This is a genomic window from Halogeometricum borinquense DSM 11551 (assembly GCF_000172995.2).
In the GTDB taxonomy this organism is placed as follows: domain Archaea; phylum Halobacteriota; class Halobacteria; order Halobacteriales; family Haloferacaceae; genus Halogeometricum; species Halogeometricum borinquense.
On sequence record NC_014729.1, the window covers coordinates 1,749,986 to 1,776,369 of the forward strand.

The 26,384-nt window shown below is 61.7% G+C and carries 25 protein-coding genes; 19 read left to right on the forward strand and 6 right to left on the reverse strand.

What is annotated here, in order from left to right; translation table 11 throughout:
* Positions 1-13: 13 nt before the first annotated feature.
* From HBOR_RS08795 to HBOR_RS08810, 4 genes are all read left to right on the forward strand, one after another.
* Positions 14-1,885 (forward strand): COG1361 S-layer family protein, encoded by a 1,872-nt coding sequence (locus HBOR_RS08795; protein ID WP_006054933.1) that lies wholly within the window; start codon positions 14-16, stop codon positions 1,883-1,885.
* 3 nt (positions 1,886-1,888) lie between these two features.
* A complete protein-coding gene (locus HBOR_RS08800) occupies positions 1,889-4,543 on the forward strand; it encodes an efflux RND transporter permease subunit (RefSeq protein WP_006054934.1) in 2,655 nt (884 codons plus the stop codon).
* Positions 4,540-5,331 carry a TrmB family transcriptional regulator gene (locus HBOR_RS08805; protein WP_006054935.1) on the forward strand — a complete coding sequence of 264 codons (792 nt, stop codon included), beginning with the start codon at positions 4,540-4,542 and terminating at the stop codon, positions 5,329-5,331. The genes HBOR_RS08800 and HBOR_RS08805 overlap by 4 nt, the downstream gene beginning before the upstream one ends.
* 86 nt (positions 5,332-5,417) lie before the next feature.
* On the forward strand, positions 5,418-6,194 hold the full coding sequence (locus HBOR_RS08810) for an inositol monophosphatase family protein (protein WP_242492777.1): 777 nt from the start codon (positions 5,418-5,420) through the stop codon (positions 6,192-6,194).
* A 100-nt stretch (positions 6,195-6,294) separates the two neighbouring features.
* Here HBOR_RS08810 and HBOR_RS08815 read toward each other — a convergent pair whose 3' ends face one another.
* Positions 6,295-6,540 carry a hypothetical protein gene (locus HBOR_RS08815; protein ID WP_006054937.1) on the reverse strand — a complete coding sequence of 82 codons (246 nt, stop codon included), beginning with the start codon at positions 6,538-6,540 and terminating at the stop codon, positions 6,295-6,297.
* A gap of 92 nt (positions 6,541-6,632) precedes the next feature.
* The gene (locus tag HBOR_RS08820; protein ID WP_006054938.1) at positions 6,633-6,914 is read right to left on the reverse strand and encodes an acylphosphatase; all 282 of its coding nucleotides are present in this window, start codon (positions 6,912-6,914) and stop codon (positions 6,633-6,635) included.
* 94 nt (positions 6,915-7,008) lie between these two features.
* Between HBOR_RS08820 and HBOR_RS08825 the strand changes: the two genes are divergently transcribed.
* The 8 genes from HBOR_RS08825 (at position 7,009) to HBOR_RS08855 (ending at position 16,686) form a co-directional block, all read left to right on the forward strand.
* Complete coding sequence (locus tag HBOR_RS08825) at positions 7,009-8,391, forward strand: phosphopentomutase/phosphoglucosamine mutase (protein ID WP_006054939.1); 1,383 nt, start codon at positions 7,009-7,011, stop codon at positions 8,389-8,391.
* Between the two features lie 136 nt (positions 8,392-8,527).
* Positions 8,528-9,658 (forward strand): BMP family lipoprotein, encoded by a 1,131-nt coding sequence (locus HBOR_RS08830; RefSeq protein WP_006054940.1) that lies wholly within the window; start codon positions 8,528-8,530, stop codon positions 9,656-9,658.
* Between the two features lie 260 nt (positions 9,659-9,918).
* On the forward strand, positions 9,919-11,505 hold the full coding sequence (locus HBOR_RS08835; RefSeq protein ID WP_006054941.1) for an ABC transporter ATP-binding protein: 1,587 nt from the start codon (positions 9,919-9,921) through the stop codon (positions 11,503-11,505).
* Positions 11,502-12,863: an ABC transporter permease gene (locus tag HBOR_RS08840; RefSeq protein ID WP_006054942.1), complete on the forward strand. Its 1,362-nt coding sequence runs from the start codon at positions 11,502-11,504 to the stop codon at positions 12,861-12,863. The genes HBOR_RS08835 and HBOR_RS08840 overlap by 4 nt, the downstream gene beginning before the upstream one ends.
* Positions 12,863-13,963 (forward strand): ABC transporter permease, encoded by a 1,101-nt coding sequence (locus HBOR_RS08845; RefSeq protein WP_006054943.1) that lies wholly within the window; start codon positions 12,863-12,865, stop codon positions 13,961-13,963. The genes HBOR_RS08840 and HBOR_RS08845 overlap by 1 nt, the downstream gene beginning before the upstream one ends.
* Before the next feature lie 66 nt (positions 13,964-14,029).
* Entirely contained in the window at positions 14,030-14,962 is a 933-nt protein-coding gene (locus HBOR_RS08850) for a prolipoprotein diacylglyceryl transferase (protein ID WP_006054944.1), read from the forward strand.
* Positions 14,963-15,002: 40 nt separating this feature from the next.
* A complete protein-coding gene (locus HBOR_RS19990) occupies positions 15,003-15,161 on the forward strand; it encodes a hypothetical protein (protein ID WP_006054945.1) in 159 nt (52 codons plus the stop codon).
* A 151-nt stretch (positions 15,162-15,312) separates the two neighbouring features.
* The gene (locus tag HBOR_RS08855) at positions 15,313-16,686 is read left to right on the forward strand and encodes a geranylgeranyl reductase family protein (protein WP_006054946.1); all 1,374 of its coding nucleotides are present in this window, start codon (positions 15,313-15,315) and stop codon (positions 16,684-16,686) included.
* A gap of 38 nt (positions 16,687-16,724) precedes the next feature.
* Here the strand turns inward: HBOR_RS08855 and HBOR_RS08860 are convergent, their stop codons facing one another.
* Positions 16,725-17,996: an amidohydrolase gene (locus HBOR_RS08860; RefSeq protein WP_006054947.1), complete on the reverse strand. Its 1,272-nt coding sequence runs from the start codon at positions 17,994-17,996 to the stop codon at positions 16,725-16,727.
* Positions 17,997-18,170: 174 nt separating this feature from the next.
* Here HBOR_RS08860 and HBOR_RS08865 point away from each other — a divergent pair, with 174 nt between their 5' ends.
* Entirely contained in the window at positions 18,171-19,688 is a 1,518-nt protein-coding gene (locus tag HBOR_RS08865; protein ID WP_006054948.1) for a Na+/H+ antiporter NhaC family protein, read from the forward strand.
* Complete coding sequence (locus HBOR_RS08870; RefSeq protein WP_006054949.1) at positions 19,685-19,948, forward strand: DUF7513 family protein; 264 nt, start codon at positions 19,685-19,687, stop codon at positions 19,946-19,948. Before HBOR_RS08865 ends, HBOR_RS08870 begins: the two co-directional genes overlap by 4 nt.
* A 28-nt stretch (positions 19,949-19,976) precedes the next feature.
* Here HBOR_RS08870 and HBOR_RS08875 read toward each other — a convergent pair whose 3' ends face one another.
* A complete protein-coding gene (locus HBOR_RS08875) occupies positions 19,977-20,309 on the reverse strand; it encodes an uS10/mL48 family ribosomal protein (protein ID WP_013440601.1) in 333 nt (110 codons plus the stop codon).
* 174 nt (positions 20,310-20,483) lie between these two features.
* On the opposite strand from HBOR_RS08875, the gene HBOR_RS08880 reads away from it, so the two are divergent.
* Positions 20,484-20,945, forward strand: a complete 462-nt coding sequence (locus HBOR_RS08880) for a bis(5'-nucleosyl)-tetraphosphatase (RefSeq protein WP_006054951.1) — start codon at positions 20,484-20,486, stop codon at positions 20,943-20,945.
* 292 nt (positions 20,946-21,237) lie between these two features.
* Positions 21,238-22,353, forward strand: a complete 1,116-nt coding sequence (locus tag HBOR_RS08885; protein WP_006054953.1) for a DUF5787 family protein — start codon at positions 21,238-21,240, stop codon at positions 22,351-22,353.
* 177 nt (positions 22,354-22,530) lie between these two features.
* On the opposite strand, the gene HBOR_RS08890 is transcribed toward HBOR_RS08885, so the two are convergent.
* Complete coding sequence (locus HBOR_RS08890) at positions 22,531-23,034, reverse strand: DUF5797 family protein (protein WP_013440603.1); 504 nt, start codon at positions 23,032-23,034, stop codon at positions 22,531-22,533.
* Between the two features lie 159 nt (positions 23,035-23,193).
* Here HBOR_RS08890 and HBOR_RS08895 point away from each other — a divergent pair, with 159 nt between their 5' ends.
* On the forward strand, positions 23,194-23,967 hold the full coding sequence (locus HBOR_RS08895) for an enoyl-CoA hydratase/isomerase family protein (protein WP_006054955.1): 774 nt from the start codon (positions 23,194-23,196) through the stop codon (positions 23,965-23,967).
* A 27-nt stretch (positions 23,968-23,994) separates the two neighbouring features.
* On the opposite strand, the gene HBOR_RS08900 is transcribed toward HBOR_RS08895, so the two are convergent.
* The gene (locus HBOR_RS08900) at positions 23,995-25,530 is read right to left on the reverse strand and encodes a methyl-accepting chemotaxis protein (protein WP_241432338.1); all 1,536 of its coding nucleotides are present in this window, start codon (positions 25,528-25,530) and stop codon (positions 23,995-23,997) included.
* Between the two features lie 132 nt (positions 25,531-25,662).
* Here HBOR_RS08900 and HBOR_RS08905 point away from each other — a divergent pair, with 132 nt between their 5' ends.
* Both HBOR_RS08905 and HBOR_RS08910 read left to right on the forward strand, forming a co-directional pair.
* Positions 25,663-25,920, forward strand: coding sequence for a DUF5789 family protein (locus tag HBOR_RS08905; protein WP_006054957.1), 258 nt, complete (start codon positions 25,663-25,665; stop codon positions 25,918-25,920).
* 78 nt (positions 25,921-25,998) lie between these two features.
* A complete protein-coding gene (locus tag HBOR_RS08910; RefSeq protein WP_006054958.1) occupies positions 25,999-26,322 on the forward strand; it encodes a transcription factor S in 324 nt (107 codons plus the stop codon).
* The last annotated feature ends 62 nt before the right edge of the window (positions 26,323-26,384 follow it).

Sequence of the window (26,384 nt, forward strand, 5' to 3'; positions counted from 1 at the left end):
GCAGTCACATCACATGATACGGAAATCGCTCACGCTGTTTTTGGTCATCGCGGTCGTCGCAAGTACAGTTCCTGTGGCAGCGGCCACGTCCAACCCGGATATCCAGACCATCGTTCCGCAGCCAACGGTCTCACCGGGTGTGGAAAATACGGTCAACTTCCAGCTGGTGAACGACCCGAACGGTCCCGAAAACAACGCGATCACCGCGACGAACGTTCGTGTTCGCGTCAGTGATAACGCTCCGATAAACGTTCTAACGGAGCGATTGTACGTCTCGAAACTCGCTGACGGCAAACCAGTGATGAAGACGCTTCGGATGCAGGTTCCGTCCGACATCAACAGCGGAACGTACAGGATTCCGCTCACGGTTACCTACGAGTACGAGTCCGGAACCGGTGACTCAAAGCAGATTACGCGCTCTATGGGCGTTTCCGTCAGGGTCCAGAGCGGTCCACGGTTCACTGTTACCGACACGAACTCGACGGCTACTGTGGACGGTCGCGGGACGCTCACTGTCACCATGCGCAATACCGGTCAGGAGGCCGCGTCCGACGCGACGTTCACGCTCGCCTCGAACAACAACGATATCGCGCTCGGTGGCGGCGCGAAGGCGACGCGTTTCGTCTCGAACTGGGAGAAGGGGGCCACGAAAACGTTCGAGTACGACGCGCGACTCGGTGAATCGGCACAGCCCGGCAACTACTCGCTCGAAGGAACCGTCGCGTACAAGGACGCCTCGGGCAACTCGAAGACGAGTCCGTCACTCACCGTCGGAATGCGGGCACTCCCCGAGATGACCTTCGACGTTTCCGACGTACAGAGTTCGGTCCGCGTCGCTGACAGCGGCAAGATCAAAGGCACGATCACGAACACCGGACCGCTGACGGCGCACAGCGCTGTCGTCGCGTTCCAGTCGAACAGTCCGACCGCACAAGCCGTCGAGACTGAGTACGCAATCGGGTCTTTGGAACCGAACGAGTCCACGTCGTTCTCGTTTACAGTCAGCGTTGACAGCAAGGCCAACCCCGGTCCACGGCAGTACGGCGTACAGGTCAACTACCGCAACGGCGACGGTGATCCAGTGCAGAGTGACACGGTTGACCTCCCCGTCACGGTCGGCGAGAGCGACGCCGGATTCGATATTCGTAACTTAGAGAGTACGCTCCGCGTCGGTGAGGAAGGAACCCTCAGCGGGACGCTCGTCAACACCGACGACGACCCGGTGACGAACGCCGTGTTGCGGTTCAACCCTGCGGGACAGACGATTACGCCCGTCGAGACGGAGTACGCAATCGGTCGTCTCGACCCTGGAGAAGCACGGGAGTTCAGCTTCGACGTCGAAGTCTCCTCGTCTTCCAGTGGCGGTCCCCGACAGTTCAACTTCCAAGTGAACTACCGCGACGAGGACAATCAACAGCGAACGACCAATCCGATTGAGGTCCGGACAGACATCGGAGCGAAGTCCGACGAGTTCGAGGTGACGCCCGTGAGCAACGCGTACGCGGCGGGCGAAAGCGGCGAATTCCGCGTCAACGTCACGAACACGCGAGAGGAAACGCTGACCGATATCTCGGCGAAGATCTTCCCCGAGTCACCGCTTTCGTCGTCGAACTCCGAAGCGTTCATCGAGGAACTGGAACCCGGCGAGTCGGAGACGATTGTCTTCAAACTCAGCGCCTCTGGCGATGCGCTAGCGAAGACGTATCCCGTCAAGATGGACTTCCAGTACGAAGACAGTCAGGGTGAAACCACCATCTCCGACGCGTACCAGGTTCCCGTCGATGTGACCGAGTCCGACGGTGGCGGATTACCGCTCGGCCTCATCGCTCTCGTTATCGTCGCTCTCGGCGCAATCGGCTTCGTCTATTACCGTCGGCAGGACTAACGGATGAACTACGATTACCAACGTATCGTCGATTGGGTTGACGACCACATCGTCGAACGCCCGGGGAAGGTCATACTGGCGTTCCTCCTCGTCACGGCCGTCTTCGCCGTCGGTCTCGGTAACGTCTCTACCGAGTCGGGGACACAGCAGTTCGCCGAAGACATCCCTGCGCAGGACGCCCTCGATCAGGTAAACGACGAGTTCCTTCCGGTGTTCGGCGAGGATACGGGGAGTACGCAACTCATCCAGCGGGACCCGAACGTCCTCTCGAAGCAGTCGCTCTTGCAGATGCTCCGCACGCAGGAGCGAATCGAGGAGAAGCCAACGTTACGCGTCAGCCAAACGTCGTCCGCCGCGGCCGTTGTCGCACAGACAATCGACCCGCAGGCGACGACGCTGGACCGGCAGATAACGACGCTCGAACAGGCGACCCAAGCGGACGTTCGGGCGGCCGTGCGACAGAATGCGGACAATCCCGCGTTCACCGGTACACTGAGCAACGATTTCAACAAAAAGAGTGCCTCGGCGTCGTCCACTATCGGCGTCGTCAAGCACTCGCTGACGAGTGAGGTCTCTTCGTCTGCGGGGCAGTCCGGGTCGAGTCCGCTGACGCCCATCCAACAGCAGATTCAGCGCATCGTCGCCACAACCGATGGCGACATCACGGTGTTCGGGACCGGTATCATCGCCGATGAGTTCGGGGCGGTCATCTCCGACTCGTTGCTCATCGTGACGCCCGCCGCAGTCATCCTTATCATCCTGTTCCTCGTGATCGCCTACCGCGACCTGCTGGACCTACTGTTAGGGACGTTCGCCTTGGCGATGGCGGTCATCTGGACGTTCGGCTTCCTCGGATTGGCTGGTATCCCGTTCAACCAGATTATGATCGCCGTCCCGCCGCTGTTGCTGGCGGTCGGGATCGACTTCGGGATACACGCGATCAACCGCTACCGCGAGGACAGAGAGACCGGACTCGGGATCGAAGGCGCGATGCGCGTGGCGACAGACCAACTCTTGGTCGCGTTCTTCATCGTCACGGGAACGACGGTTATCGGGTTCCTCTCGAACCTCGCCTCCGACCTCCCGCCGATTCGTGACTTCGGTGTCGTCGCCGGTGTCGGTATCACGTTCACCTTCCTCATCTTCGGCGTTTTCCTCCCTGCCGCGAAGGTGTGGATGGACCGCCGGAAGGAGTCGTGGCCGATTCCGACGTTCAGTCAGAAACCACTCGGTGAAGAAGGGTCGGCGCTCGGTGACGCCCTCAGCGTCGGCGTCACTATCTCCAACAAGATTCCCGTGATTTTCCTCGTCCTGACGCTCCTCATCAGCGTCGGCGCGGCCGGGTACGCGACGGGCGTTGACACGTCGTTCTCGCAGGAGGACTTCCTTCCACCGGAGGACGTGTCGCCGCTTCTCACGTCGCTCCCGGAACCGTTTGCCCCCAGCGACTACTCCGTCGTCGGCACGCTGAACTTCCTCGAAGATAAGTTCACGAGTACACAGGGGGGATCGGTCACCATCTACGTCGAGGGACGGATGGAGAACGAGGTCGCGCTCGAACAGATCTATCGCGCGGGAGCAGACCCGCCGGAGTCGTTCGTCTCCGAGAACCGTCGGGCGGAATCGACGAGCATCGTCACCGTCATCAAAGACTATGCGGCACGGGACCCCGAGTTCCGTCGCCTCGTCGAACGGAACGACGTGGACGACAACGGCGTTCCCGACGACAACCTCGGAGAGATATACGACTATCTGGAGACCTCGCCGGTCTCCTCACAGGCCGACCGGTATCTCGCCGAAGACCATCGAAGCACGCGTGTCGTCTACACCGTTTCGGGGGACGCTTCGGACAAGGAAGCCACCGAGGACGCCCGCATCGTGGCCGACCGCTTCCGGTCCCGGTACGATGCCACCGCCACAGGTAACACCGTCGTCTTCCAAGAGGTGTCGGATCTCATCTTCAGTTCCGCCGTGACGAGTCTGATTCTCGCACTCGGCGGGACGGTGGTGTTCCTCGTATTCATCTACTGGTTGCTCGATGGCTTGCCGTCTATCGCTCTCGCCAACCTCGTCCCCATCGTGGTGGCGGTGGCGGGCGTGGCCGGGACGATGCGCCTGTTAGGCATCTCGTTCAACGCCTTTACCGCAACCATCCTCTCGCTTACCATCGGGTTGGGTATCGACTACTCGGTCCACGTTGTCCACCGCTTCCTCGACGAGCGGAAGGAGGCGGACCTGCAGACGGCACTCGAACGGACTGTCGTCGGGACCGGCGGCGCGCTCATGGGCAGCATGTTCACGACGGCGTTCGGTATCGGCGTCCTCGTGCTATCAGTGCTGTCGGTGCTGGGACAGTTCGGCGTCCTCACGGCGCTCTCTATCGTCTACTCGTTCGTGGCGTCGCTCGTCGTCCTGCCGTCGGCGCTCGTCGTCTGGGACCGCTTCGCCAACGAGAGCCCCGACGTTCCGATGGTCGAACCCGGATCGGAGACAGACGACGTGGAGTCGGACAGCGACTCCGATCCCCTCGCAACGGACGGTGGCGAGTGTATCGAGTCGTCCCGAATATCGACCGACGGAAGCGCGGTTACCGGTGCTGGAGACGACGATTCGCAATCCTCATCAAGCGCTACCTCCGATGGAGGTGAGACGCGATGACAGATGCAGACGAAGGGAACGGCAACGCACAACCGAGCGAACACGAGGCCATAGAGGCGCTCGAACACCTCGGACTCTCGAACTACGCTGCGCGGGTGTTCGTCGCGCTCCAGCGCCTCGGCGTCGGGACGGCCAAAGAGATTCACGATGTCGCGGGCGTCCCGCGGTCGCAGGTGTATGGTGCGGCCGAGGAACTGGAGAGCTTGGGCTTAGTCGAACTCCAGCAATCGACGCCGAAGCGGTATCGCTCGGTGAGCTTAGACGCCGCCCACCGCTGTCTCGCGGAGAACCTCCAGAACGAGGCGAACCGCGCCTTCAACTACCTCGAAGCCGCCCGAGCAGAGCGCACGGCGGGTGAAACCCGTGACGACGTGTGGACGATCCGCGGTCACGAACCCGTGAACAACCGCGTCATCGAACTGGTCGAACAATCACAGGAGCGGGTGCTGTTCGCCGCCCCATCGCTCTTGTTCATCACCGACGACCTCGTCAAAGCCCTTCGAGAACGGGCGGCCAACAACGTCGATGTCCGCGTGGTCAGCGAATCCGCGGACGTGCGCGACCGGTTCGAGACTGTTCCAGACGTATCGGCGTCCGGCCCGGACGAGGAGCCACCGGTTGACTTCACCGGCCGCGTCCTCCTCGTGGACCGCCGCGTCGTCCTCCTCTCGGTCGTTCCCAACGTGCCGGGCAGCGACGAGACGGCGATCTGGTCGGCTGACACGGCGATGGCCGACATTCTCTCTCAGATCATCGAAGGCGGTATCGAGTCGATGATCGGCTTCTAACTCTTCGAGCGGCCATAACCGCTTCCGAACCGCGAGGTTTGTCGTCCCCGGTGACTATTTCTCCCGTCCTCTCGGACACCCGAACGATGACTGACAGAGTGCGGGTTGCCGAGGCGGCGGCGGCAGCAGGTGCGGACGTAGCGATGGCGATGTTCGAACGCGACATCGAAACCGAGGAGAAGTCCTCGAAGACCGATGTCGTAAGCGAGGCTGACGGGGCCGCACAGGACGAGATTCTCACTACGATCGCCGACCACTACCCCGATGACGTGGTCGTCGGCGAGGAGGGCAACACGCCGAAGGAGATTCCGGAAACGGGCGATTCGTGGGTCGTCGATCCTATCGACGGCACGTCGAACTATCTCCACGGCTTTACCGTGTGGTGTCAGGCCGTCGCCGCGGTTCGGGACGCCTCACCGGTCGCCGCTGCGGTGACTCGGCCCGCCGTCGGTGACACGTACGTTGCGGACGACACGGAGTTCCGGAAGAACGGCGATCCGACAACGGTGAGCGACGAATCTGACCCCGAACGATTCGTCGTCGCGCCGACGCTCCGCGTCGGAGACGACAACCGCGACCAGTATCTCTCCGTCATCGAAACCTGCTTTGCGGACCTCGGCGACCTGCGACGCATCGGATCAGCACAACTCACGTTGGCGATGGTCGCCGCCGGATCGATAGACGTGGCACTCGGTATCGGTCGGTCGCACCCGTGGGACACCGTCGCCGGCGTCCACATGATCCGGACCGCAGGCGGTACCGTCACCGACTTAGACGGAAATCCGTGGCGGCACGACAGCGACGGACTCGTCGCCTCGAACGGCCAAGCGCACGATGCCGTTCTCGACGCATTCGATTTCTGAACGTCGAAATCGACTCGTGTAAACGCCGCACCGGCTCCGTATGAACGCCGCACCGGCTCCGTGTAAACGCTGACCCGGTACGTATGAACGTTGACCCGTCTCAGACGCGTGATCCGACGCCGACGGTTCGCGTCGCACCCCACGTGAGGACGACGATACCGACGACGAACCCGGCGAGTGCAAGCATCAGCGGAACCGGCTTGAGCAACGTGCCGCCGAGAAACGGCCCACGGACGAGTAGAAATCCGGTCCCAAGCGTGACGATGAGACCGAGAAGCGAGACGATACTGTAGAAGTAAGTGAGCACGCCGAACCCGGCGCGGTCGGTCTTCGAACGACGAGGCATACCGTCTCAGGATACCGCAGGGTCTTATAGCATTTGTCGGCTGATTCACCCGACGCGTATCGTGGGGGTGGCCACAACAGACGCGGTGAGGGTTACCACTCGATACGGAAGCCAGACTCGCCCTTGGGGGCTTCGTACTCTACTTCGACTGACTCCACGTCGGCCGCCTCACTTCCGGTGTGACACCACTCGATCATCTCCTCGACCGCGTTTTCGGACCCTTCGAACACCGCTTCGACGCGGCCGTCGTCGAGATTCTTCACCCACCCCTCTATGTCGCGGTTGCGGGCGGCGTCTCGTGTACTTGCTCTGTAGTACACGCCCTGCACTCGGCCACTGACGAACACGTGAGCACGCGTACGGTCGTCACTCATACGACCTCCTACAGATCCCACCGACAAATATCGGGCGGCCGAGAGAGGGCCGCGAATCGAAGCCATCTAAGTGACGGGCCGCTGAGTCGCCCATATGGAACTGTTCGGTACCGCCGGGATTCGCGGTGACGTAGTCACGCGCGTCACACCGGAACTCGCGCTCTCAGTCGGTCGTGCGGTCGGTATGGACGCGGTAGCGTCAGATGGACGAGCGGAAGTCGTCGTCGGTCGTGACGGTCGAACGAGTGGCCCCGCACTGGCTTCTGCCGTCGAAGCGGGACTGGAGTCCGCCGGAGCGGACGTACACCGCGTAGGCGTCGTCCCAACTCCTGCGCTGGCGTTTGCCTCGCGCGGCCGCCGCGGAATCATGCTCACGGCATCGCACAACCCGCCGACCGACAACGGAATCAAGGTGTTCGTGGACGGCGAGGAGTACGACCGGACGCTCGAACGGGGAGTCGAAGAACGCGTCGCCTCGGATCCCGACTCGGCTCCGTGGGACCAGTGGGGCGACAGCGAATCTGTTGACGTGCTTCCCGACTACCGAAACGCCGTCATCGACTACGCACGCGACCACGGCGCCGACGCCGACGGCCTGAATATCGTCGTAGACTGCGGTAACGGTATGTCCGCCCTCGGGACGCCGCAGGTCCTCCGGGAACTCGGCGCACGCGTCGTCACCCTCAACGGACAGGTGGACGGTCACTTCCCCGGGCGCGAGTCGAAACCGACGCCCGAGACGCTGACCGACCTCCGCGCATTCCTCGCGGACGACGAGACGGAACCCGGCGGCGACTTCGACTTCGGCATCGCACACGACGGCGACTCCGACCGGATCGTCATCGTCGGTCCCGACGGCGACGTGATTCACGAGGATACCGTCGTCGCCATCGTCGCAGAACACTTTGTCCGTGACTCCGATGCCGACGACCCGGTGGTCGTAACGACGCCGAACGCCTCGGGGCGCATCGACGAACGCGTCCGTGAGGCTGGTGGACGAGTCGAACGCGTCCGTCTCGGCGCGCTTCACGAGGGCATCGCCGCCGCCCGCGAAGACGGTGGCGACGTAGTGTTCGCCGCCGAACCGTGGAAGCACATCCATCCGGGACTCGGCGGATGGATCGACGGTGTCGCCTCCGCCGCCGTCCTCACCCGTCTTGTGGCAGAGTCCGGACTGGACGCCCTCCGCGAACCTGTCACCGAGCGTCCCTACAGAAAGGTAAGCGTCTCCTGCCCGGACGAGAAAAAGCAGGCGGTCATGGCGTCGCTGGAGACGACGCTTCCGGATGCGTTCCCCGACGCCGACGTAGACACCGAACACGGTGTCCGTCTCGAACTCCCGGACGCTTCGTGGGTTCTCGTCCGACCGTCCGGTACCGAACCGTACGTCCGTGTCTACGCGGAAGCCGACGACGTGGACGCACTCGTCGGCGAAGCCAGCGACGTGGTGGAAGCAGCTATTGAATCCGCCGACTGATTGTGAGATACTAAACATTTCTCGCGGAGACGTGGGGATCCGTTCGGACGATCTAGCGAGGATTCAGCAAACTGAAACTCGAAACGACGCACTTATGCTCATCTCGTGTTGGCTAACGATATAGGTGTCCATAGATATGGATAGACGCAAGTTCTTGAAGGCGACAGGTGTCGCGGGTATTGCAGGTCTCGCGGGATGTAGCGGTGGACCAACCGGTGGCGATTCGACGGCGACGGAAACGGATACGGAAGCCGACACCACCGAGTCCGGCGAAACGACGCAGGAAACGACCGAGGAGAGCGGACCGGCCGCGAACATCGGTATGGTGTACGCCCTCGGCGGTCTCGGTGACAAGTCGTTCAACGACGCCGCAAAGCGCGGTATCGAGCGAGCGAAATCTGAACTCGGTATCGAGTACAACGAGGCACAACCTTCTGCGGCAGAGGAGTTCCCGACGTTCCAGCGCCGGTTCGCGCAGTCGGCGAACCCCGACTACGACCTCATCTGCTGTATCGGTTTCGCACAGAAGTCCGCACTGAAGCAGACATCCAAGAACTTCCCCGACCAGAAGTTCATGCTGGTTGACGATCAGATCGACCGAGACAACGTCGCCTCCTACACGTTCAAGGAACACGAGGGGTCGTTCCTCGTCGGTCACCTCGCGGGCCTTCTGACGACACAACAGTTCGAGGCCGGTGCCGGTAGCACGTCCGGCAACTCGAAGAAGGTCGGCTTCGTCGGCGGCCGCGAAGCACCTCTCATCAAGAAGTTCCAAGCCGGATTCGAGGCAGGCGCCAAGCACGCTGACGAGGAGCTCACGGTCTCGACGGCGTACGCCGGGTCGTTCTCCGACTCCGCGAAAGGGAAAGAGATCGCCACCTCGATGTACGAAGACGGCGCGGACATCGTCTACCACGCGGCCGGTGGGACGGGTCTCGGTGTCTTCCAAGCGGCCCAAGAGCAGGGTAAGTTCGCCATCGGTGTCGACTCCGACCAGTCGAAAACCGACCCGAACTACGCGAATGTCATCCTCGCCTCGATGGTCAAGCGCGTCGAAACGGCCGTCCACACGTCCGTCGAGAATATCACCGAAGACGAGTACAACGGCGGCGAGAAGACGACGCTCGGCCTCGAAAAGAACGGTATCGAGTGCGTCTACGGGCAGGAGATCGGAGGCGGCATCCCCGAGGATGTCAAGACGGCAGTCAGCGAGAGCCGACAGGCCATCATCGACGGCGACATCTCCGTTCCGGATACCACCGAGTAAGCGACTGAGACAGTCGCACACCGCGATCCGAACGCGACACAACGTCCGATTTTCTCCTCTGTTTTATTCGAATCGACTAGCGGTGTCTCCGAGCGAATCGCAAACGAACATTCAGCGACCGCTATCGGTTGCGGTCAGATTCGCCGTTCGCAGTATCGCCGTCTCGGCGTGGATATGTCCAGAATTTAACCGAGCGATGGGTTTACCGGCGGACGAGAAACCAAACGAGTTTAAGCGAACACCCAAGATAGGAGGATAAGATGACCACCGCGGTCCACCTCGACGGAATCACAAAGCGGTTCCCAGGTGTCATCGCCAACGATGACGTCGATCTGACCGTCGAGCGCGGCACGGTACACGCACTTCTCGGGGAGAACGGGGCAGGCAAGACGACACTGATGAACGTCCTCTACGGTCTCTACCGACCGACAGAGGGTCGTGTCGTCATCGAAGGAACGGAACGAAAATTCTCCTCTCCCAAGGACGCTATCAAGGCGGGCGTCGGCATGATTCACCAGCACTTCATGCTCGTCGATCCGATGACCGTCACTGAGAATATCGTTCTCGGGAACGAACCCCGCAAGTGGTTCGGACTCGCAGTAGACAGAGAAGGTGCGCGACGTGACGTGCAAGCGTTGTCAGACCGATACGGATTCGACGTCGATCCCGAGGCGACGATAGAGGACGTGAGTGTCGGCGTGCAACAGCGCGTCGAGATTCTCAAAACGCTCTACCGTGGGGCCGACATCCTCATTCTGGACGAACCGACCGCCGTACTAACGCCACAGGAAGTTGAGGACCTCTTCGACGTGCTTGAGGAACTCACAGACCAAGGAAAGACCATCATTTTCATCACCCACAAGTTAGGCGAGGCGATGCACGCCGCCGACGATGTGACCGTCCTCCGTGACGGCAAGAACGTCGGTACGGTGAAAACCGAAGACACCACGCGTGAACAGCTCGCCGAGCTGATGGTCGGCCGCGAAGTGTTCTTAGAGACCGACACGAACCCGATGGAGCCGGGCGATGTCGTCCTCTCGACAAACAACCTCAGAGCCGAGGACAACCGCGGAATGGAGGCCGTTTCGGATGTCTCCTTCACCGTACGCGAGGGAGAGGTGTTCGGAATCGCGGGCGTTGATGGGAACGGCCAGTCCGAACTCATCGAATCGATCACCGGTCTCCGAACGCCGACTGACGGGTCGGTCACCTATCTCGGTTCGGACATCACCGATGCGCCACGGTCAGATCGGATCGACGCCGGGATGGCGTACATCCCGGAGGACCGCCACGAACGCGGTCTCGTGATGGATTTCGACCTCGTGCAGAACGGCATTTTAGGCAGTCAACACAGCAAGCCGTTCGCGGAGCGAGGGAACATCGACTGGGGCACCACACGGCGCCACGCCGAAGCGATCATCGACGAGTACGACGTTCGGCCGCCAAACCCAGACGCCAACGCAGAGTCGTTGTCCGGCGGAAACCAGCAGAAGTTCATCGCGGGCCGCGAGTTCGAACGCAATCCCGAACTTGTTGTCGCCACCCATCCGACCCGTGGCGTAGACATCGGCTCGACGGAGTTCATCCACGACCGACTGCTCGAACTCCGGGATTCGGGGAAGGCCGTCCTCCTCGTCTCCTCGAAACTCGACGAGGTGCAGGGTCTCTCGGACCGCCTCGCCGTCATGCACGACGGCGAGTTCATGGACGTAGTGGACCCCGACGTAGTTTCTGAAGAGGAGATCGGTCTTCTCATGGCCGGTGAACACCCGGAGACAGCGGACGCCGCCGAAGCCTCCGACGCCGTGGCGGACGGCGGTGCGGGAACAGACGGAGGTGACCAATGAGTACGATCACGGACGCACGACGAACTGCCCGCTCGATGCTTCGGCGTCTCGTTGCGCTTTCGGGCGTCGAACGACTTCTCATCAGTCTCGCCGCACTTGTCCTCGCAATCTTCGTCGGCGCGGGACTCATCCTCGTGTCCGGCCGTATCACCACCTGTTCGCAGGCCGCCGCCGTCTACTTCGGAACCGGATTCTGTTATGACCCAACGGAAGTGTTCTTCGTCCTGTTTAACGGCGCGTTCGGTAATCCGCTGAATCCAAAACTCTTGACTGGACCTCTCGTGAATCCGTCGTGGAATCCGTTGCACGGTCCGGTCACGTTCTCCGGGCCGCTCGTGACGAAGGCGCTCTTTACGGCGCAGTGGAACCCGCTTAACTTCAGCGCCGCGCTGACGCTGAAGGAGACGACGCTCCTCGTCTTCACGGGCCTCTCCGTCGCGGTCGCGTTCCGCGCCGGACTGTTCAACATCGGCACACAGGGACAACTCGTCATCGGTGGACTGGTGACGGCACTCGTCGTCGGCATTCTCGTCCCTGTCGTCCCCGGCGGGTTTGCTGGAAGCATACTCCTGATCCCTGTTGGTACCCTCGCCGGTGCCGCCGCGGGCGGACTCTACGCCGCCATTCCCGGTGCGCTGAAAGCATACGCGGATGCGAACGAGGTTATCACGACCATCATGCTCAACTTCATCGCGGCGAAGTTGGCGTACGTCGCTGTCTCGGAGTTCTTCAAAAACCCGGACTCGCAGGTCATCGAGACGGCACCGCTCCCGGACTACGCGACGCTTGGCTCCGTGGTGTTCCCGCAGGGGAGCGACTTCTCCATCCTTTCGCTTTTGTTCGCGCTTCTCCTCGTCATCGGCATCTGGTACCTCATCGAGCGTACATCGTACGGATTCGACCTGCGGACGAGTGGTATCCAACCCGAAGCGGCCGAATACGGTGGCGTCGATGCCAAGCGCACCGTCGTCACCAGTATGATGCTCTCCGGTGCCCTCGGCGGCATCGGCGGAGCAATGTGGGTGTTGATGGTAATGGGTAAGTGGCAGACTGGCGTGCCATCGCTTGGTTTCGACGGCATTACCGTCTCGATTCTCGCGGGCAACAATCCGCTCGGTGCGATTCCGGCCGCATTGTTGTTCGGCACGCTGAAGTCCGGGTCGCTCGCGGTGCAGTTCAACACAGGCGTCCCGAAGCAACTCGTCGGCGTCCTTCGCGGTCTCATCATCCTGTTCGTCGCCATGCCGGAGTTCTTCCGTGCTATCGGCACGAACATCGTTGACCTCGAAGAACCCGATCAGAAGGCCGTCGCTACGGACGGCGGACGCTCGGTTTCGACCGAGGGAGGTGACGAGTAATGAGTACACAAAGTCAACTGAACGGACTCCTCGAACGCGACTGGTCGTACCGTGAGACGCTCGCCGGTGGTGCAGTCGGTATTTTCCTCGTTATCACCATGCTCGGTCTCGTCTTCCCGCAGAGCATCTGGGCCAACCTGTTCGAGATTCTCACGGACCGAAGCACGCTCAGTTCGGCGCTCCGACTCTCCGTTCCTATCGTCTTCGCCGCGCTCGGCGGCATCTTCGCTGAGAAATCCGGTGTCATCAACATCGGTCTCGAAGGCCTCCTCATCATCTCGGCGTTCGTCGCCATCCTCGTACCGGCGGTACTCGGCCCGGAAGGAACGACGCTGTTCCTCCCGAATCTCTGGGTCGGATTCCTTGCAGGCATTCTCGCGTCGGTACTGTTTGCGGCGCTGTTCGCGGTGGTCTGCATCCGCTACAAGGCCGACCAGATTATCGCTGGCCTCGCGGTGTGGCTCATCGCGCTTGGTCTCGCGCCGTTCTCCGCGACGGTGTACTACGGGGGCGTCAACACCGACTACATCGGCACGACCCTCCCGACGTGGGAGATTCCGGTTCTCTCAGACCTGCCGTTCTTCGGTGCGGTTTTCAGTGCGACGCCCGCCGTCTACGCGATGCTTATCGCCGTCCCGGCGGCGTGGTTCGTCCTGAACCGTACATCCTTCGGCGGTCACGTCCGCGCCTCCGGAGAGAATCCACGCGCACTCGACACCGTCGGCGTGGACGTGTCCCGCGTCCGCTATGCCAGCGCACTGCTTTCGGGGTTCCTCACTGGCATCGGCGGCGCGGCACTCTCGCTCGGTCTCGGACAGTTCCTCGGAAACAACCAGACGATGGTCAACGGAAAAGGGTTCATCGCCATCGTCGCCTACCTGTTCGGCAACTACAACCCGTTCGGCGCGTTCGGCGCGTCGTTCCTGTTCGCCGGACTGGAGGCCGTCCAGATTCGCCTCCAGCAGATTCAGGGCTATGCGGTTCCGGACGAACTCATCCAGACGATTCCCTACGTGACGGTTCTCGTCGTCCTCGCGCTGGTCGGCCGTACCCGGATTCCGAAGGCGGCAGGCGAGCATTACGATTCCGGCGAAGACTGAACTTCCTTTCTCAAATTTTGTAACGGGGTCGGGAGAGTTAACTATCGTCCAGACGACCCTCCGGCAATGCGACTTCGAGACGCCCTCCGCCGCGCCGCCAGTTATCAACTGCGAGCGTTGCCACCGACAGTTATCGGTCTCGGACTCGTCGGGGCGGGCGTCTGGTACGGACTCAATGGCGGGACCACGCTGGCAACAGCCACGGCGACTCGTCTTGTTCCGGCGGTCGTCCTCGCTGGCGTCGGTCTCGGTGTCACTGCTGTCGGTCGGACGGCGGTTCGCCTCGATGCGAACGCTGCCGCCGTTTCCGACCGACTCGACGGGTCGAGCATCGACGAGGATGACTTGCGCGAGACGGTCGTGCTTGCCACCGAACGCGCCGTTGCGGACTCTATCGACGGCGCGACTGCCGAAATCGAGGCCCGCGTCACTGATGCGGTCGAGGAAGCGGTTGCTAATGCCACGAAATCGGGGGCAAAATCCGAGATGGCCGCACCGACAGACCCCGCGTCACGCGCTGATATTCTCGATTCGAATTCGGCGGAACCGGACGCGCTCGCGGACGCAACACGCCGTGCGAGCGAACGCGTCGAATCCTATCTGGAGTCCGAGGATGCCGACGTTGGTGACTTCCGCCAACTCGCGGAAGGTGCGACAGTGTTAGACGAAAGCGACTCGGGAGCGTCGGACAGCCCCGACCGGGCGGTCGTCAAAACCGACGGTCAGGCGGAGACATCGAAAGACGAAGCGGCGGAGATGCCGGGAGCGAACGAGACTGAGACCAGAAACCAAGCGACCGAGGCACCGGGAACTGAGGAAGCAGGGTCAACGAAAGACGACGAGTCGGTGACAGCGGGCGACGGCGCGGAAATTATCGATGACAACCCCGCCGACCCCGACCTCCCGGACGGCGGCAATACCGACGACGCGGAGATCATCGATGCCGATACGGAGATGGTGTTCGGAAGCGACGTGAAAGATCCCGACGACAAAGCGTAGCGAACAACTTTGCGATAGTGGTCCCAAACGTAACGTAATTATGAGCACACTCGACGCTGAGATCGACGCGCTTGCGCGTCGTATCGAACGACAGATCCGACGCAACGAGGCGAGATTAGCCGAGTTACCCGACTTCGACCCAGAATGGCGTCAGACGGCGTCCTCACTTGTCCCCGACTCCGACGAACTGTTTCTGTGACGATGGCCCTCGATTCTGCGATGACTGCTCTCGAACCAATCTGAGCGTTCGGCGCGTCGGTATCCCGACCGCGATTGCGTCTCCAGTCAGACTGTCCCACCCGTCAAACAACAAATAAAGAGTTTTCCGCTCGCCCGCGAGACTCCGAACAATGACTACCACCCACGAGTACGACGTCGTCGTCGTCGGGGCTGGCACGTCCGGGTGCTATGCCGCCGCGACAATCGCCCGTGAGGGTCTCGACGTGGTCATCGTCGAGCGAAAGACCGCCGACGAGGCAGGTCACATTGCCTGCGGCGACGCCCTGAAAGGTGCCGACGCGTTCCCTGACGCCATTCCGAAATCGCAGATCGAACCCGCCTTCACGAACACGGGCGTCGATCACGGTCGATTCGAGATTCCGCAGGAGGACACGGTGTTGGATATCCCCATCCCCGGCGAACTCGCCGTCATCGACCGCTGGGAGTACGGCCGTCGCCTCATCGACGGTGCGAAGAACGCGGGCGTCGAGTTCCACTACGACACCGTCGTTCAAGACGTGACACAGAACGACGACGGCCGCGTGACGGGCGTTCGTGCCAAACAGAACGGTGACGTGGTCGAGTACGAAGCCGACATGACTGTTGACGGTGCCGGGTCGCTCTCGATCCTCCAAGACAAGACGGACTTCTCGGGGACGACGTTCGATACGAACGTTTCCTACTCGCAGTTCTGTTCGGCCTATCGCGAAATCGTAGAGGTCGAGGAACCGGTCGAGTGGTCCGACGCCCTCGTGTTCAAGCCCGCCGAAGTCGCCGCCGGCTACATCTGGTACTTCCCGCGCACGGAGACGACCATCAACGCCGGTCTCGGCTTCCAGATGACCGAGGAACCGATGAAACTCGTCGATGACCTCAAGCGTGACCTTCGGGCGCGACCGGAGTTCAAGAACGCGACGGTCTCGGACAAACTCGGCGCGGCCCTGCCGACGCGCCGCCCCTACGATTCGGCCGTCGCACCCGGTTTCGTCGCCGTGGGCGACGCCGCAGGCCACGTCAACCCCACTACCGGTGGCGGCATCGCCGGCGCGGCGTACGCCGGCAAGTACGCTGGCGAGCAGGCCGTCCGCGCCATCAGCGACGGCGACGTGAGCGAGGAGGCGCTGTGGCACTACAACGAGCGCGTGATGGATCACTTCGGGGGTCGGTACGCCGGACTCGACATCTACAACATCCTCTCGACCGCGGTTGACGTGGACGAACTGATGGGTCTGATGGCCCGTCTGCCGGGCGAGAAACTCGCCGAAGCACTCTACTCCGGGACGACCTCGTTCGGTCCGAAACTCATCGCACAGACGGCCAAGGAATCCTACGGCTTCTGGAGCGAAATCTACCAGTTCTACAAGACGAAGAACGTCGCAGACGACCTGATGCGTCACTACGAACGGTATCCGCGCCGTCCGGGTGCGCTCGAAGGTTGGAAGGCCGAGCGTGACCGGATCATGGACCACGCATACGAAGTGACCGGCGCGGATCCAAAGTACTGAAGACGACCGACGAAGCGACCGAACCGCGGACGTACCGTTTACGGGCGCATTTCCGCGACATCGAGTATCGCGCCGGCTAACACCTCGACGCCGATGCCGATGGAATCTTCGTCTACGTCGAACGTTCGCGTGTGGTGTCCGCCGGGGTGGTCCGTGCCGACGCCGATGTAGGCGGCGAGTCCGCCGTTGTCTTGTACTTCTTGCATCAGGTAGGTGGCGTCTTCGCTCCCGCCGAGTACGTCGCGGTCGATGACGGATTCGACGCTCGCGTTCGATTTGGCGACGTCCGAGACGATGGCGACGAGTTCGTCGTCGCTCGTCGCCGACGGGGCTTTCCCCTCCGTGTTGATCGCCACCTCACAGGCGTGCATCTCGGCGGCAGACCGGATGACACGGCGGGATTTCTCTTCCATGTACTCCATCAGTTCGGTCGTCTCCCCACGTACCTCGCCGCCGATGGACGCCTCTTCGGGGATGATGTTCGTCGCCGTCCCGCCTTCCACGACGCCCGCGTTCACGCGCGTCGCGCCGTCTGCATGCCGAGGGATGCTGTAGAGGTTCTGGATAGCTGTCGCCATCGCCTGTATTGCGTTATCTCCCTGCTCCGGGCGTGCGCCCGCGTGTGCCGGTGCGCCTGTGAACTCGGCTTCGAAGTGCGAAACGGCGAGGAAGCCGTCGATACCCGCGACGATTTCGCCCGAGGGATGATCCAGCCCGATGTGGGCCGCAAGAAGGTAGTCTACGTCGTCGAGATGCCCCGACTTCGCCATCGATTTGCCGCCTGCGATCTGTTCTTCGCCGGGTTGGAAGAACACCTTCAACGTTCCCTCGAAGTCACTCTCGGCTATCGCGTCGAGAACGCCTAAGCCGATGGTCGCGTGGGAGTCGTGCCCGCAAGCGTGCATGTACCCCTCGTTTTCCGACCGGAACCCGCCCGCGGCAGGCGCGTGGTCGGCGTCTTCGGACTCGGTGATGGGGAGGCCGTCGATGTCAACTCGGAGGCCGACGGTCGGTCCCTCGCCGCGTTCGAGAACTGCCACGGCACCGGTGTATCCACCTTCGAGTCGTTCGAGGATATCCTCGCGGGCACCGGCGTCGCGGGCGCGTTCGAACCACGTCGTCAGTTTGTCGCCGTCGGGGACGGCCATCCGGTCGTCCTCGGAGAGAACTTCCGGGCCAACGTAGAGAGCGTCCAAATCGCGTGTTTCCAGTTCGTCTACGAGACGGGCGGTCGTGTAGAATTCACACCACGCGGGTTCGGGATGCTGATGCAAGTCGCGTCGAAGTTCGACGAGTTCGGAGGACGTCATACGCCTCGGTGGTCGTGAATCGCCATAAACCTCTGCGAGTGCGTGCAGGGTTGCCGCGATAGGGAAAAACACCAGTTGTTGTATATGAAATATATTTCCAATTTGGTTAATGTTTGAAACTGACGCGACCGAGAACGGGCAGTTTATAATGAATGAAGCTGGAGGTGCGTGTGAATGTCTGAACTGAGCGATGACCCCGACCTACGGTTTTACGGTGGGCGTCTTGCGAGTGCTGTCCCGATAGCGTTCTTCATCGTCTGGGCAATCGTCCAGAGTGGATTGCTCGGAGTCGGTGACACAACAGGACTCGTCGTTGGGATGCTCGCCGGTCTCATCATCGGGATGCTATTCGTGAAAGGCCCGTGGAAGGACTACGCGGACGTTATCTTCGACGGGATGACCGAACGAGTTGCCGCGACAGCTATCGTCGCGTGGTTGTGGGCAGGTATGTTCGCCGAAACCATCCAGGCTGGCGGCTTCGTTGACGGTCTCGTGTGGGCCGCCGACGCCGTCAACGTTGGTGCGGGACTGTTCCCCGCCCTCACGTTCCTGCTTGCGGCACTGCTCGCAACTGGTATCGGAACGGGATACGGCACTGCAATCGCCTTCACGGCGCTTGTCTTCCCCGCAGGCGTCGTCCTCGGGTCGAACCCCGTGCTTCTGTTCGGGGCCATTCTTTCGGGTGCCGTCTTCGGTGACAATCTCGCCCCGGTGAGCGACACGACCATCGTCTCGGCAGTGACGCAGGACGCCGACATCGGTGGCGTTGTCGCCTCGCGGATAAAATACGCCGTCGTCGCCGCAATCTTCGCCTTCGCGGCGTACCTCATCGCCGGACGGTCGATGGCCAGCGCACCGTTGGACGTGGGTGGTGTCAGTACCGGCGGGTCCGCGCTCGGACTCGTTCACCTGCTTTCGATTGGTATCGTCATCGTCACGGCCGTCGCCGGACGGCACATCATCGAAGCCGTCTCGTGGGGACTCATCACGTCCATGGTCCTCAATATCGGTCTCGACCTCGCAGACGCCTCGGCGATGCTCGCGTTCAAGGCACCGCAGAATTCGGGCCTCGTCCAGCAAATTGATGCGCTCCCCGTCATCGGTGCGGTAGTCGTCCCGGTCGAAGCCGGTAACACGGCCGTAGCTGGGAGCCTGTATGCGGGCGCATCGGGTTTCTTCCCGCTCATCGTCCTCGTGCTTCTCATCGTCGCAGGAGCGCAGGTGATGCAACGCGGCGGCGGATTCGAGGCGATTCAGGACTTCCTGTTGAACAGCGTTGCGACCACGGTTCGTCGCGCCGAGATGACGATGGTTATCGGCACGGCCATGGTCAATGCGATGATCACGATCAACACTGCTGCCGAAATCGCTATCGCGCCGTACATCCGCACGCTGGGCCGCCGGTTCAACATTAACGGCTACCGCCGTGCAAATATCCTCGACGCCAACACCTCCGCACTCGGGTATATCTTCCCGTGGGGCGGCGGGTTGCTGGCAGGATTCACGGCAATGCAACAGTTGCCCAATGAGTACGAGTGGTTCACGCAGGCGATGGTCGTCAACCCGGCGAGCGTCTGGCCGTACGTGTTCCACGGCTGGTTCCTCGTTGCCGTGTTCATCCTCGCCGCGTGGACTGGCTACGGCCGCGAGTACGTTCCTGACCGCGTGAGTGAGGAGGTGAGTCGCGTATGAGCCTGTTAGAGCAACTGACCGCCGGTCTGCGATTCCGCACGACCAAACCGACCTACGACGCGGGCGACGAACTGACCGCGTTCGTGACGGGTGCGAACGGATCGACGCTCCTCGTCCGTGTCGGAGACTCGGTCATCGAACTCCCCGACGAAGATCCGTCGCTGGTAGACGGAACGGTGCGATTCGAAGTCGAGTCGTTCGACAAATCGACGCACCGCGGACGCGGTAAACTGCTCGAAGTCGTCGAAGAACCCGAGTAGAGAGAAGAGACGGAAACCCGCCGCGACGTTATTTGTTGCGGTGCCCGAGCGGCTTTTTCTGTTCGACTTCGATTTCGACGTGGAGACTCTCGGGGAACTCCATGTGGCCTACCTCGCGGGCGATGTGGTCGTTCCCGTGGATTTCGAGTTTCCGCGAGTAGACGGTGTAGTTCCACGAGGAGAACTCGTCGCCGGGTTCGAGGTTGCGGTACTGCGGGACGGTGTGTTGCTCCGGCGGTGACGCGTGCGGTCCTTTGCACTCTGCACCTTTCCGTTCGAGCATCTCTTGCAGGTCTGATACCTGTTCTTCCAGTTCGTACCGGTTGCCGCTCTGGAAGGTGAGCTTAGTGACGAAGGTCATGGCTGGCGTTAGCCATAGGTGGACTGCAAAGCGTAAAAGCGCACCTACACGGTCGTCCCGTGCGGCGCACTCACGAACGCCCACTTCGCTGTCGCTGAGCGTGTCGGTGAGTGGAAGAATACCTACCCACATCCACCGATAGCCTCTTAAAACCCGACACATTTACGTACAGTAATGCCAGTGCAAGCGGTGAGCGCTGGAGCCATCCTCTTCCGCGACACCCGCGGCCGAAGGGAGTATTTGCTCCTGAAAAGCCGACCAGGGGACTGGGAGTTCCCCAAAGGCGGGGTCGAAGGGAAAGAGGAGCTTCAGCAGACTGCCATACGTGAAGTCAAAGAGGAGGCGGGAATCCAAGAATTCCGTCTCGTCGATGGCTTCCGCGAAGATTACGACTACGTATTCGAAGCGAACGGTAAAACAATCCACAAGACGGTACACCTGTTCATCGCCCGGTCGTTCGAGGCGAGTGCCGAACTCTCCACCGAACACCGGGACCTTCAGTGGCGCGACTACGAGCAGGCTCTCAACACCATCACGCAGGACGGCCCGCGTGACATCCTGAAGAAGGCACACACCTATCTCGAAGACGTTGCCACCGAGGACGAAGAAGACGGGACCCGACAGTACCTCGCCTGACTGAGAGCCGTCCCGCGGGTATTCTGACACGTTCGGCCTGCCGTGAGAGTGACGTTGTGCCGCGTGACGACGCGGTGTGAGTACTGTGCTGAACAACCCCGCGTGAGCGATGCCGCCGTTCGTCGGATCCGACGACCGCCGTCGAATCCGATACCGGTGTTGTATATCGAACGAGCAGAACACGTCTAAGTGTCGGCTTCACCCTTCGGGGTCTCGCCTTGGTTATCTGTAGCCGTGGCGACCTACACGCGAACCCGAAATCGACTTCTCCCCGCAGATTCGACCGACGGACGTGTATCCCGGAGACGCCGAGTTCGGCTTCGAGTTGCTTGTCTGTCGGTGGGCCGAGGCGGCATGGCCACCGGGCGAGTCGAGCGACGCCGTTGCGCGTGGGTCGGCGGACAGTCGGACGGCGTCCGAGGACGACGTTGAACACGGTTCGACGGGCAACTGGGTGAAATCCAGTGATGCCGTTCTCGTCGCGCGGCAACTCGGTACCAAGCGACGACGCTGGGACACCATCGTCATCGAGTGCGACCCTGCCGGACTCGCCGCGCGCGCGCAGTTCGGGGAACGCGAACTTGATTCGGACCTCCTGCACATCGTTCGCAACGCACCTGCGGAGTGGGCATGGTATCGGGACGCCCTGCCGTATCCGGGGTATCCGTGGCGCTACGTGCGTGCGGCCGTCCACCGCGCCGCCGGACGCGGCGTCGTTGAGAAACGTCGCAAGGGGAACCGCATCGAAATCCGCCGAATCGCGCCCTATCCCGATTGGGTACGGCGCATCGTCGCCATCGAGAACAAGCCGGACTTGGACGCATCCGCGGCGCGCGCCCTCTCGGGCCAACTGACGCGCGACGTGGAGACGGCGCTCGCCGACGAAGTGTGGGTAGCGACGCACGCAACGGACAATCGCGTCGAACCCGCGCTCCTCGAAGATGTCCCCGTCGAAGTCGGTATCCTCGCGTTCTCGTTCGACGCAAGCGCCCCCGGCGACGAGTGGGCCGATGCGACGGTTGAGTGGCACCCGAGCGACGTAACGCCCGCCGACGCCGAAGCAGACGAGGACCGCCGCACGACGCGCCTCGAACTCGCAGAGCGCGCGTACGGTTCGGGCTGGCGGTCGTATCACGACACGATGCGGCCCGACTGCCGTCACTTCGAACTCAGACGGTTCGGGCGCGCACTCGTCCCGCATTGTGCCGCGAAGGGGCGTCCACAGACCGCCGCGGAGTGCGCTGGCTCCTGTCCCGACTTCGAACCCGAGCCACCGGTGTGGCGAACTGGTGAGTGGCCCATCGCCGGCGGGCCGGGGAAGGGAATTAAGCGACTCCTGCGCGACCGACGCGGGTGGGTCAGAGAGCGCGAGTACGCGAACGAGGGGACAGACAGGGACTCAGAGTAGCGGACAGACACGGACTCAGAGTAGCGGACAGACAGGGACGTAATACGAACCCGGTCGGTGGCGGATGCGAGAGCGGGAGCGAGCAGAGATGTGGATGCGAGAACGGGAGCGAGCAGAGATGTGGATGCGAGCGCAGGCGGATGGCGGCTGCGATAACGGACGTACGTAGGGAACTTTTCAGTCGGTCACTTCCACGTCAACCTCGTCGCGTTCGACGGCGAGGTGGAACGTGGGGACGGTTCGGTAGACGACTTCGACGACGCCCTTCCGTCGGAGGCTCTGGAGAGCGCGGCGGACGGCGTCAACATCTGGGTCCTCGTCGAATTCCTCTCGAATCTTGTTCAAGACGCTGACGACGCTCTCGGAGCGTTCGTCAGGTCCGGCGAGTACCTCGAACACGCGGGTTTCGAGGGCAGGAACACGGATGACTGATGGCACTTCGTCTTCGGACTCGCCGACTTCGACGCCGGGATCGACATCCACCAACTCGGCCGCTTCCGCCGTCGCGCGAATGAGACTGTTGTCGTCGCGGTAGTAGTATTCCTTGAGGTTGTTTTCGAGGTACTGGTGAACCTCACTCCCCGACTCCAATCCCCACTGTTCCTGTAACTCTTTGTTCTTCGTCGGTTGGAGGCGAACCACATCCGCCAACCGTTCTTTCGCTTCCTCAGAGAGGGTCATATCGTGGTCATTTACTGGGGGCGTAATAGTCCTGTTTCATGTCCGCCGCCACGTTCGACGCTCGTACTTTTCACATTGATTCCATACCACATGATAGCGTCGCCTTTCTCGCTCACCGTCGGGCGAACGTTTACCCTGTCGCCTTGCGTGCCATCGTCTATGTCGTGGGACACGATCAGACTCGACTGGGACGACGACGTAGCAACGCTGGTTATCGACCGACCCGACCAGATGAACGCGCTGAACGTTCAGACGCTGGACGCAATCGAGGAAGCACTCGCGGAAGCAGGCGAGAAGGAAGCACGGTGTCTCGTTGTCACCGGTGAGGGTGACGAGGCGTTCGTCGCCGGTGCCGACATTTCCTACATGACGGACCTCGGACCCGCGGCGGCACAGGCGTACGCCGAACAGGGCCACCGCATTGCTTCGACCATCGAATCGTTCCCCGCGCCGACAATCGCCGCTGTCAACGGGTACGCCTTCGGCGGCGGCTGCGAACTTGCACTCGCCTGCGACCTCCGTGTCGCCTCCGAGCGCGCCCTCCTCGGACAGACGGAAATCGACCTCGGAATCATCCCCGGATGGGGCGGAACTCAACGCCTCCCCGCCCTCGTCGGCGACGAACTCGCGCGGCGGATGATATTCTTCGGTGAGCGCGTGGACGCCACGGACGCCTTCGAGCGCGGACTTGTGGGTGAAGTCGTCGCGCACGACGAACTGCGCGACCACGTCGCCGAGATGGCCGAAGAACTGGCAGCGAAACCGAAGTTTGCACTCCGCGCAGCGAAGGAAGCACTCAACGCGTTCCACAACTCCCCACGTTCGACCGCCCTCGAACACGAGGCGCGGGCGTGGAGCGGTCTGTTCGGGACGCACGACCAACGAGAGGGGATGAACGCGTTCGTCGAGAAACGAGACGCAGACTTCGAGTAACGAGTCGCTTGCGACGTCCGGCGTGAACTATTCGGCGTGGCTCCCGCCACTGTGTCCGATGTTGCCCTCGCCGACGTTCGCCTCCGAATCAGAGTCCAACTCGCCGACAGCCGATTCGAGTCGCTCCATCGCCGATGCGATGTCGGCGACGAGCGTGACTTGTTCGGCGTTCGCGTCCGCGGCGGTTTCGACTTCTTCTGCGACCTTTTTCGACCGTTCGGTGGCGGTATCGATCATGCTCGCGACCTCCTCGGTCCGGACGGCTTGATCGTCCGTCGCGCCAGCGATGTCTTCCATGCCGGTCGACGTCGCGTTCACCGCGTCGAGAATCGACTCTTGGTTGTCAACCATCTCCCGAACCGCATCGGCGCTGCTACGGACTTCGTCAGTAACCGTTTCGATGCTGTTGACCGTCTCGCTGGCGTCCTCGCGGGTTTCGTGGATAATCTCCTCGATGCGCTCGGACTCGTTTTGCACCTCGTTCGCCAGCGATTTCACTTCGTTTGCGACGACAGCGAAGCCTTCGCCCGCCTCGCCCGCCCGCGCCGCCTCGATGTTCGCGTTCAGCGCGAGGATGTTCGTTTGATCGGCGATGTCGTTAATGACCTCGACAATGTCGTCAATTTCGGCCACCTGCTCTGCGAGTTCCCGCGTCTGCTCTGCGGCCTCCTCACCGCTTTCGGCAACGTCTTCCATCCGTCCGACGGCGCGTTCGCCGGCCTCAGTACTTTCGGCCGCCAACCGTTCGGCCTCCTCGGAGCGTTCGTTTATCTCGTCGGCAGAGGCGGCTATCTGCTCGACTGTTGCCGAGAGCGACCCGACTTCGCCCGACACCTCCTCCATATTCTCGGCCTGCTCTTGAGCCATCGAGGATGCTTCGTGGACCGCATCGCCGACGCGTTCTGTGACATCCGTCGCCTGGTCAACAGTGTCCGTGACTTCCTCGGAGAGTGTCTCCTGTGCCTTCTTTATTTGATTTTGTTGTTTGACAACTGGCGTCACGTCTTCGACAATTTCGACTGCACCGACGCTCTCTCCGTCCGGTGCGAAAAATGGGATCGCCATCCCGCGAACCCAGCGCGTTCCTTTTGCCGTCGGGACTTCCCTGTAATCGTCCTCACGAATCACGTCGCCCGTTTGTTCGGCAGTCTGGGCGAGCGTTTTGTCTTTCCCTTCGGTCTGAAACACCTCGTAGGCGTCGCGTCCGATAACGTTGTCCGCGCCTCGCCCATATAGCTCTGAGACAGTATCGTTAAAGTAGGTCAACTCGTGGTCGTCGTTTACGGCAAAGCCGGGTTGCGGAATATTATTGACGACCTGCTCGAAGAGGCCGCGCCAGTAATCCCGTTCGTAGCGCAGTCGCTCAAGTTCGTCTTCCGCGTCGGTATTCGGATGAAACCCACCGCTCGACCGAGTTGACGTGTCCTTTCCGTCACTCGAATCGCTCGCGTTGCTCGAATCATCCGACGTTTCGTCCACGGTGACCCCACCATCGGTTCGTCGCTCGGCGGTCTCCTCGTCCCGTTCTCCTTTCGCCCGTAACTTCCTAAGCAAGCCCCTCATGGAAAAGAACGACTCCCCGCGCATAATAAACCTCACACGCTGAATATCAGTTTGGATAATCCCGCCCGTCGAACAACCCTCATCTGTGTGACTCACCCACAACCATAACTGTACTGACGGCAATGCTCAACTATGGACGAACGGATCAAACTGAGCCGTATGGGGGACCGACTCGACGACCTCTCGTATCCGTTGACGAGGGACGACGCGGCTACCAAACTCGCGGATGTGACGATTCTCATGGCCGATGGCGAGGCGAACCTCGGTGAACTCGTCTCCGAGGTCGGGAGCGACTCGTTCACCTCGTCGGGCGATCTGTACGAGGAACTGCAGAACGTGATGCCCGTCGAAGCTATCGGCGAGCCCGGGCAGTCGGAGGGAGACGCCTGAGCGGTTCGGCTACCACACCACTTCCAGGCGGAGCATTCCCCGGCGCTTAAGTGTGAGAAGCGACTGCCTCAGGTAACAATGGAGTTCTGCGACGAATGCGGTTCGATGATGAAGACAGACGGCGGTGTCTGGGTCTGTGGTAGTTGTGGATTCGAGAAGGCACGAGACGCGGCACAGGAATCGCACATGACCTCGACAGCTTCTCGGGAGGACTCGGAAATCGTTGACATGTCCGATGTTGACGACGCCGAGATCGGTCCAACGACAACGGTGAAGTGCCCCGAATGCGGTCACGACCGCGCTCGCTACGAGATGAAACAGATTCGCTCCGCCGACGAGTCCGAGACGCGCTTTTTCACCTGTGTCGAGTGCAGTCACAAGTGGCGCGAGGACGACCACTGAGAAAGGCGGGTTGTCCCACTCTCGGAACGAACAGCAATCGAACGTCTTCGTGTGAGTACCGA

What these genes read in the sequence shown, in the direction of transcription:
- HBOR_RS08795 (WP_006054933.1), top strand. Translation starts at nt 14, where the DNA reads ATGATACGGAAATCGCTCACGCTGTTTTTGGTCATCGCGGTCGTCGCA.
- HBOR_RS08800 (WP_006054934.1), top strand. Translation starts at nt 1,889, where the DNA reads ATGAACTACGATTACCAACGTATCGTCGATTGGGTTGACGACCACATC.
- HBOR_RS08805 (WP_006054935.1), top strand. Translation starts at nt 4,540, where the DNA reads ATGACAGATGCAGACGAAGGGAACGGCAACGCACAACCGAGCGAACAC.
- HBOR_RS08810 (WP_242492777.1), top strand. Translation starts at nt 5,418, where the DNA reads ATGACTGACAGAGTGCGGGTTGCCGAGGCGGCGGCGGCAGCAGGTGCG.
- HBOR_RS08815 (WP_006054937.1), bottom strand. Translation starts at nt 6,540, where the DNA reads ATGCCTCGTCGTTCGAAGACCGACCGCGCCGGGTTCGGCGTGCTCACT.
- HBOR_RS08820 (WP_006054938.1), bottom strand. Translation starts at nt 6,914, where the DNA reads ATGAGTGACGACCGTACGCGTGCTCACGTGTTCGTCAGTGGCCGAGTG.
- HBOR_RS08825 (WP_006054939.1), top strand. Translation starts at nt 7,009, where the DNA reads ATGGAACTGTTCGGTACCGCCGGGATTCGCGGTGACGTAGTCACGCGC.
- HBOR_RS08830 (WP_006054940.1), top strand. Translation starts at nt 8,528, where the DNA reads ATGGATAGACGCAAGTTCTTGAAGGCGACAGGTGTCGCGGGTATTGCA.
- HBOR_RS08835 (WP_006054941.1), top strand. Translation starts at nt 9,919, where the DNA reads ATGACCACCGCGGTCCACCTCGACGGAATCACAAAGCGGTTCCCAGGT.
- HBOR_RS08840 (WP_006054942.1), top strand. Translation starts at nt 11,502, where the DNA reads ATGAGTACGATCACGGACGCACGACGAACTGCCCGCTCGATGCTTCGG.
- HBOR_RS08845 (WP_006054943.1), top strand. Translation starts at nt 12,863, where the DNA reads ATGAGTACACAAAGTCAACTGAACGGACTCCTCGAACGCGACTGGTCG.
- HBOR_RS08850 (WP_006054944.1), top strand. Translation starts at nt 14,030, where the DNA reads ATGCGACTTCGAGACGCCCTCCGCCGCGCCGCCAGTTATCAACTGCGA.
- HBOR_RS19990 (WP_006054945.1), top strand. Translation starts at nt 15,003, where the DNA reads ATGAGCACACTCGACGCTGAGATCGACGCGCTTGCGCGTCGTATCGAA.
- HBOR_RS08855 (WP_006054946.1), top strand. Translation starts at nt 15,313, where the DNA reads ATGACTACCACCCACGAGTACGACGTCGTCGTCGTCGGGGCTGGCACG.
- HBOR_RS08860 (WP_006054947.1), bottom strand. Translation starts at nt 17,996, where the DNA reads ATGACGTCCTCCGAACTCGTCGAACTTCGACGCGACTTGCATCAGCAT.
- HBOR_RS08865 (WP_006054948.1), top strand. Translation starts at nt 18,171, where the DNA reads ATGTCTGAACTGAGCGATGACCCCGACCTACGGTTTTACGGTGGGCGT.
- HBOR_RS08870 (WP_006054949.1), top strand. Translation starts at nt 19,685, where the DNA reads ATGAGCCTGTTAGAGCAACTGACCGCCGGTCTGCGATTCCGCACGACC.
- HBOR_RS08875 (WP_013440601.1), bottom strand. Translation starts at nt 20,309, where the DNA reads ATGACCTTCGTCACTAAGCTCACCTTCCAGAGCGGCAACCGGTACGAA.
- HBOR_RS08880 (WP_006054951.1), top strand. Translation starts at nt 20,484, where the DNA reads ATGCCAGTGCAAGCGGTGAGCGCTGGAGCCATCCTCTTCCGCGACACC.
- HBOR_RS08890 (WP_013440603.1), bottom strand. Translation starts at nt 23,034, where the DNA reads ATGACCCTCTCTGAGGAAGCGAAAGAACGGTTGGCGGATGTGGTTCGC.
- HBOR_RS08895 (WP_006054955.1), top strand. Translation starts at nt 23,194, where the DNA reads ATGTCGTGGGACACGATCAGACTCGACTGGGACGACGACGTAGCAACG.
- HBOR_RS08900 (WP_241432338.1), bottom strand. Translation starts at nt 25,530, where the DNA reads ATGAGGGGCTTGCTTAGGAAGTTACGGGCGAAAGGAGAACGGGACGAG.
- HBOR_RS08905 (WP_006054957.1), top strand. Translation starts at nt 25,663, where the DNA reads ATGGACGAACGGATCAAACTGAGCCGTATGGGGGACCGACTCGACGAC.
- HBOR_RS08910 (WP_006054958.1), top strand. Translation starts at nt 25,999, where the DNA reads ATGGAGTTCTGCGACGAATGCGGTTCGATGATGAAGACAGACGGCGGT.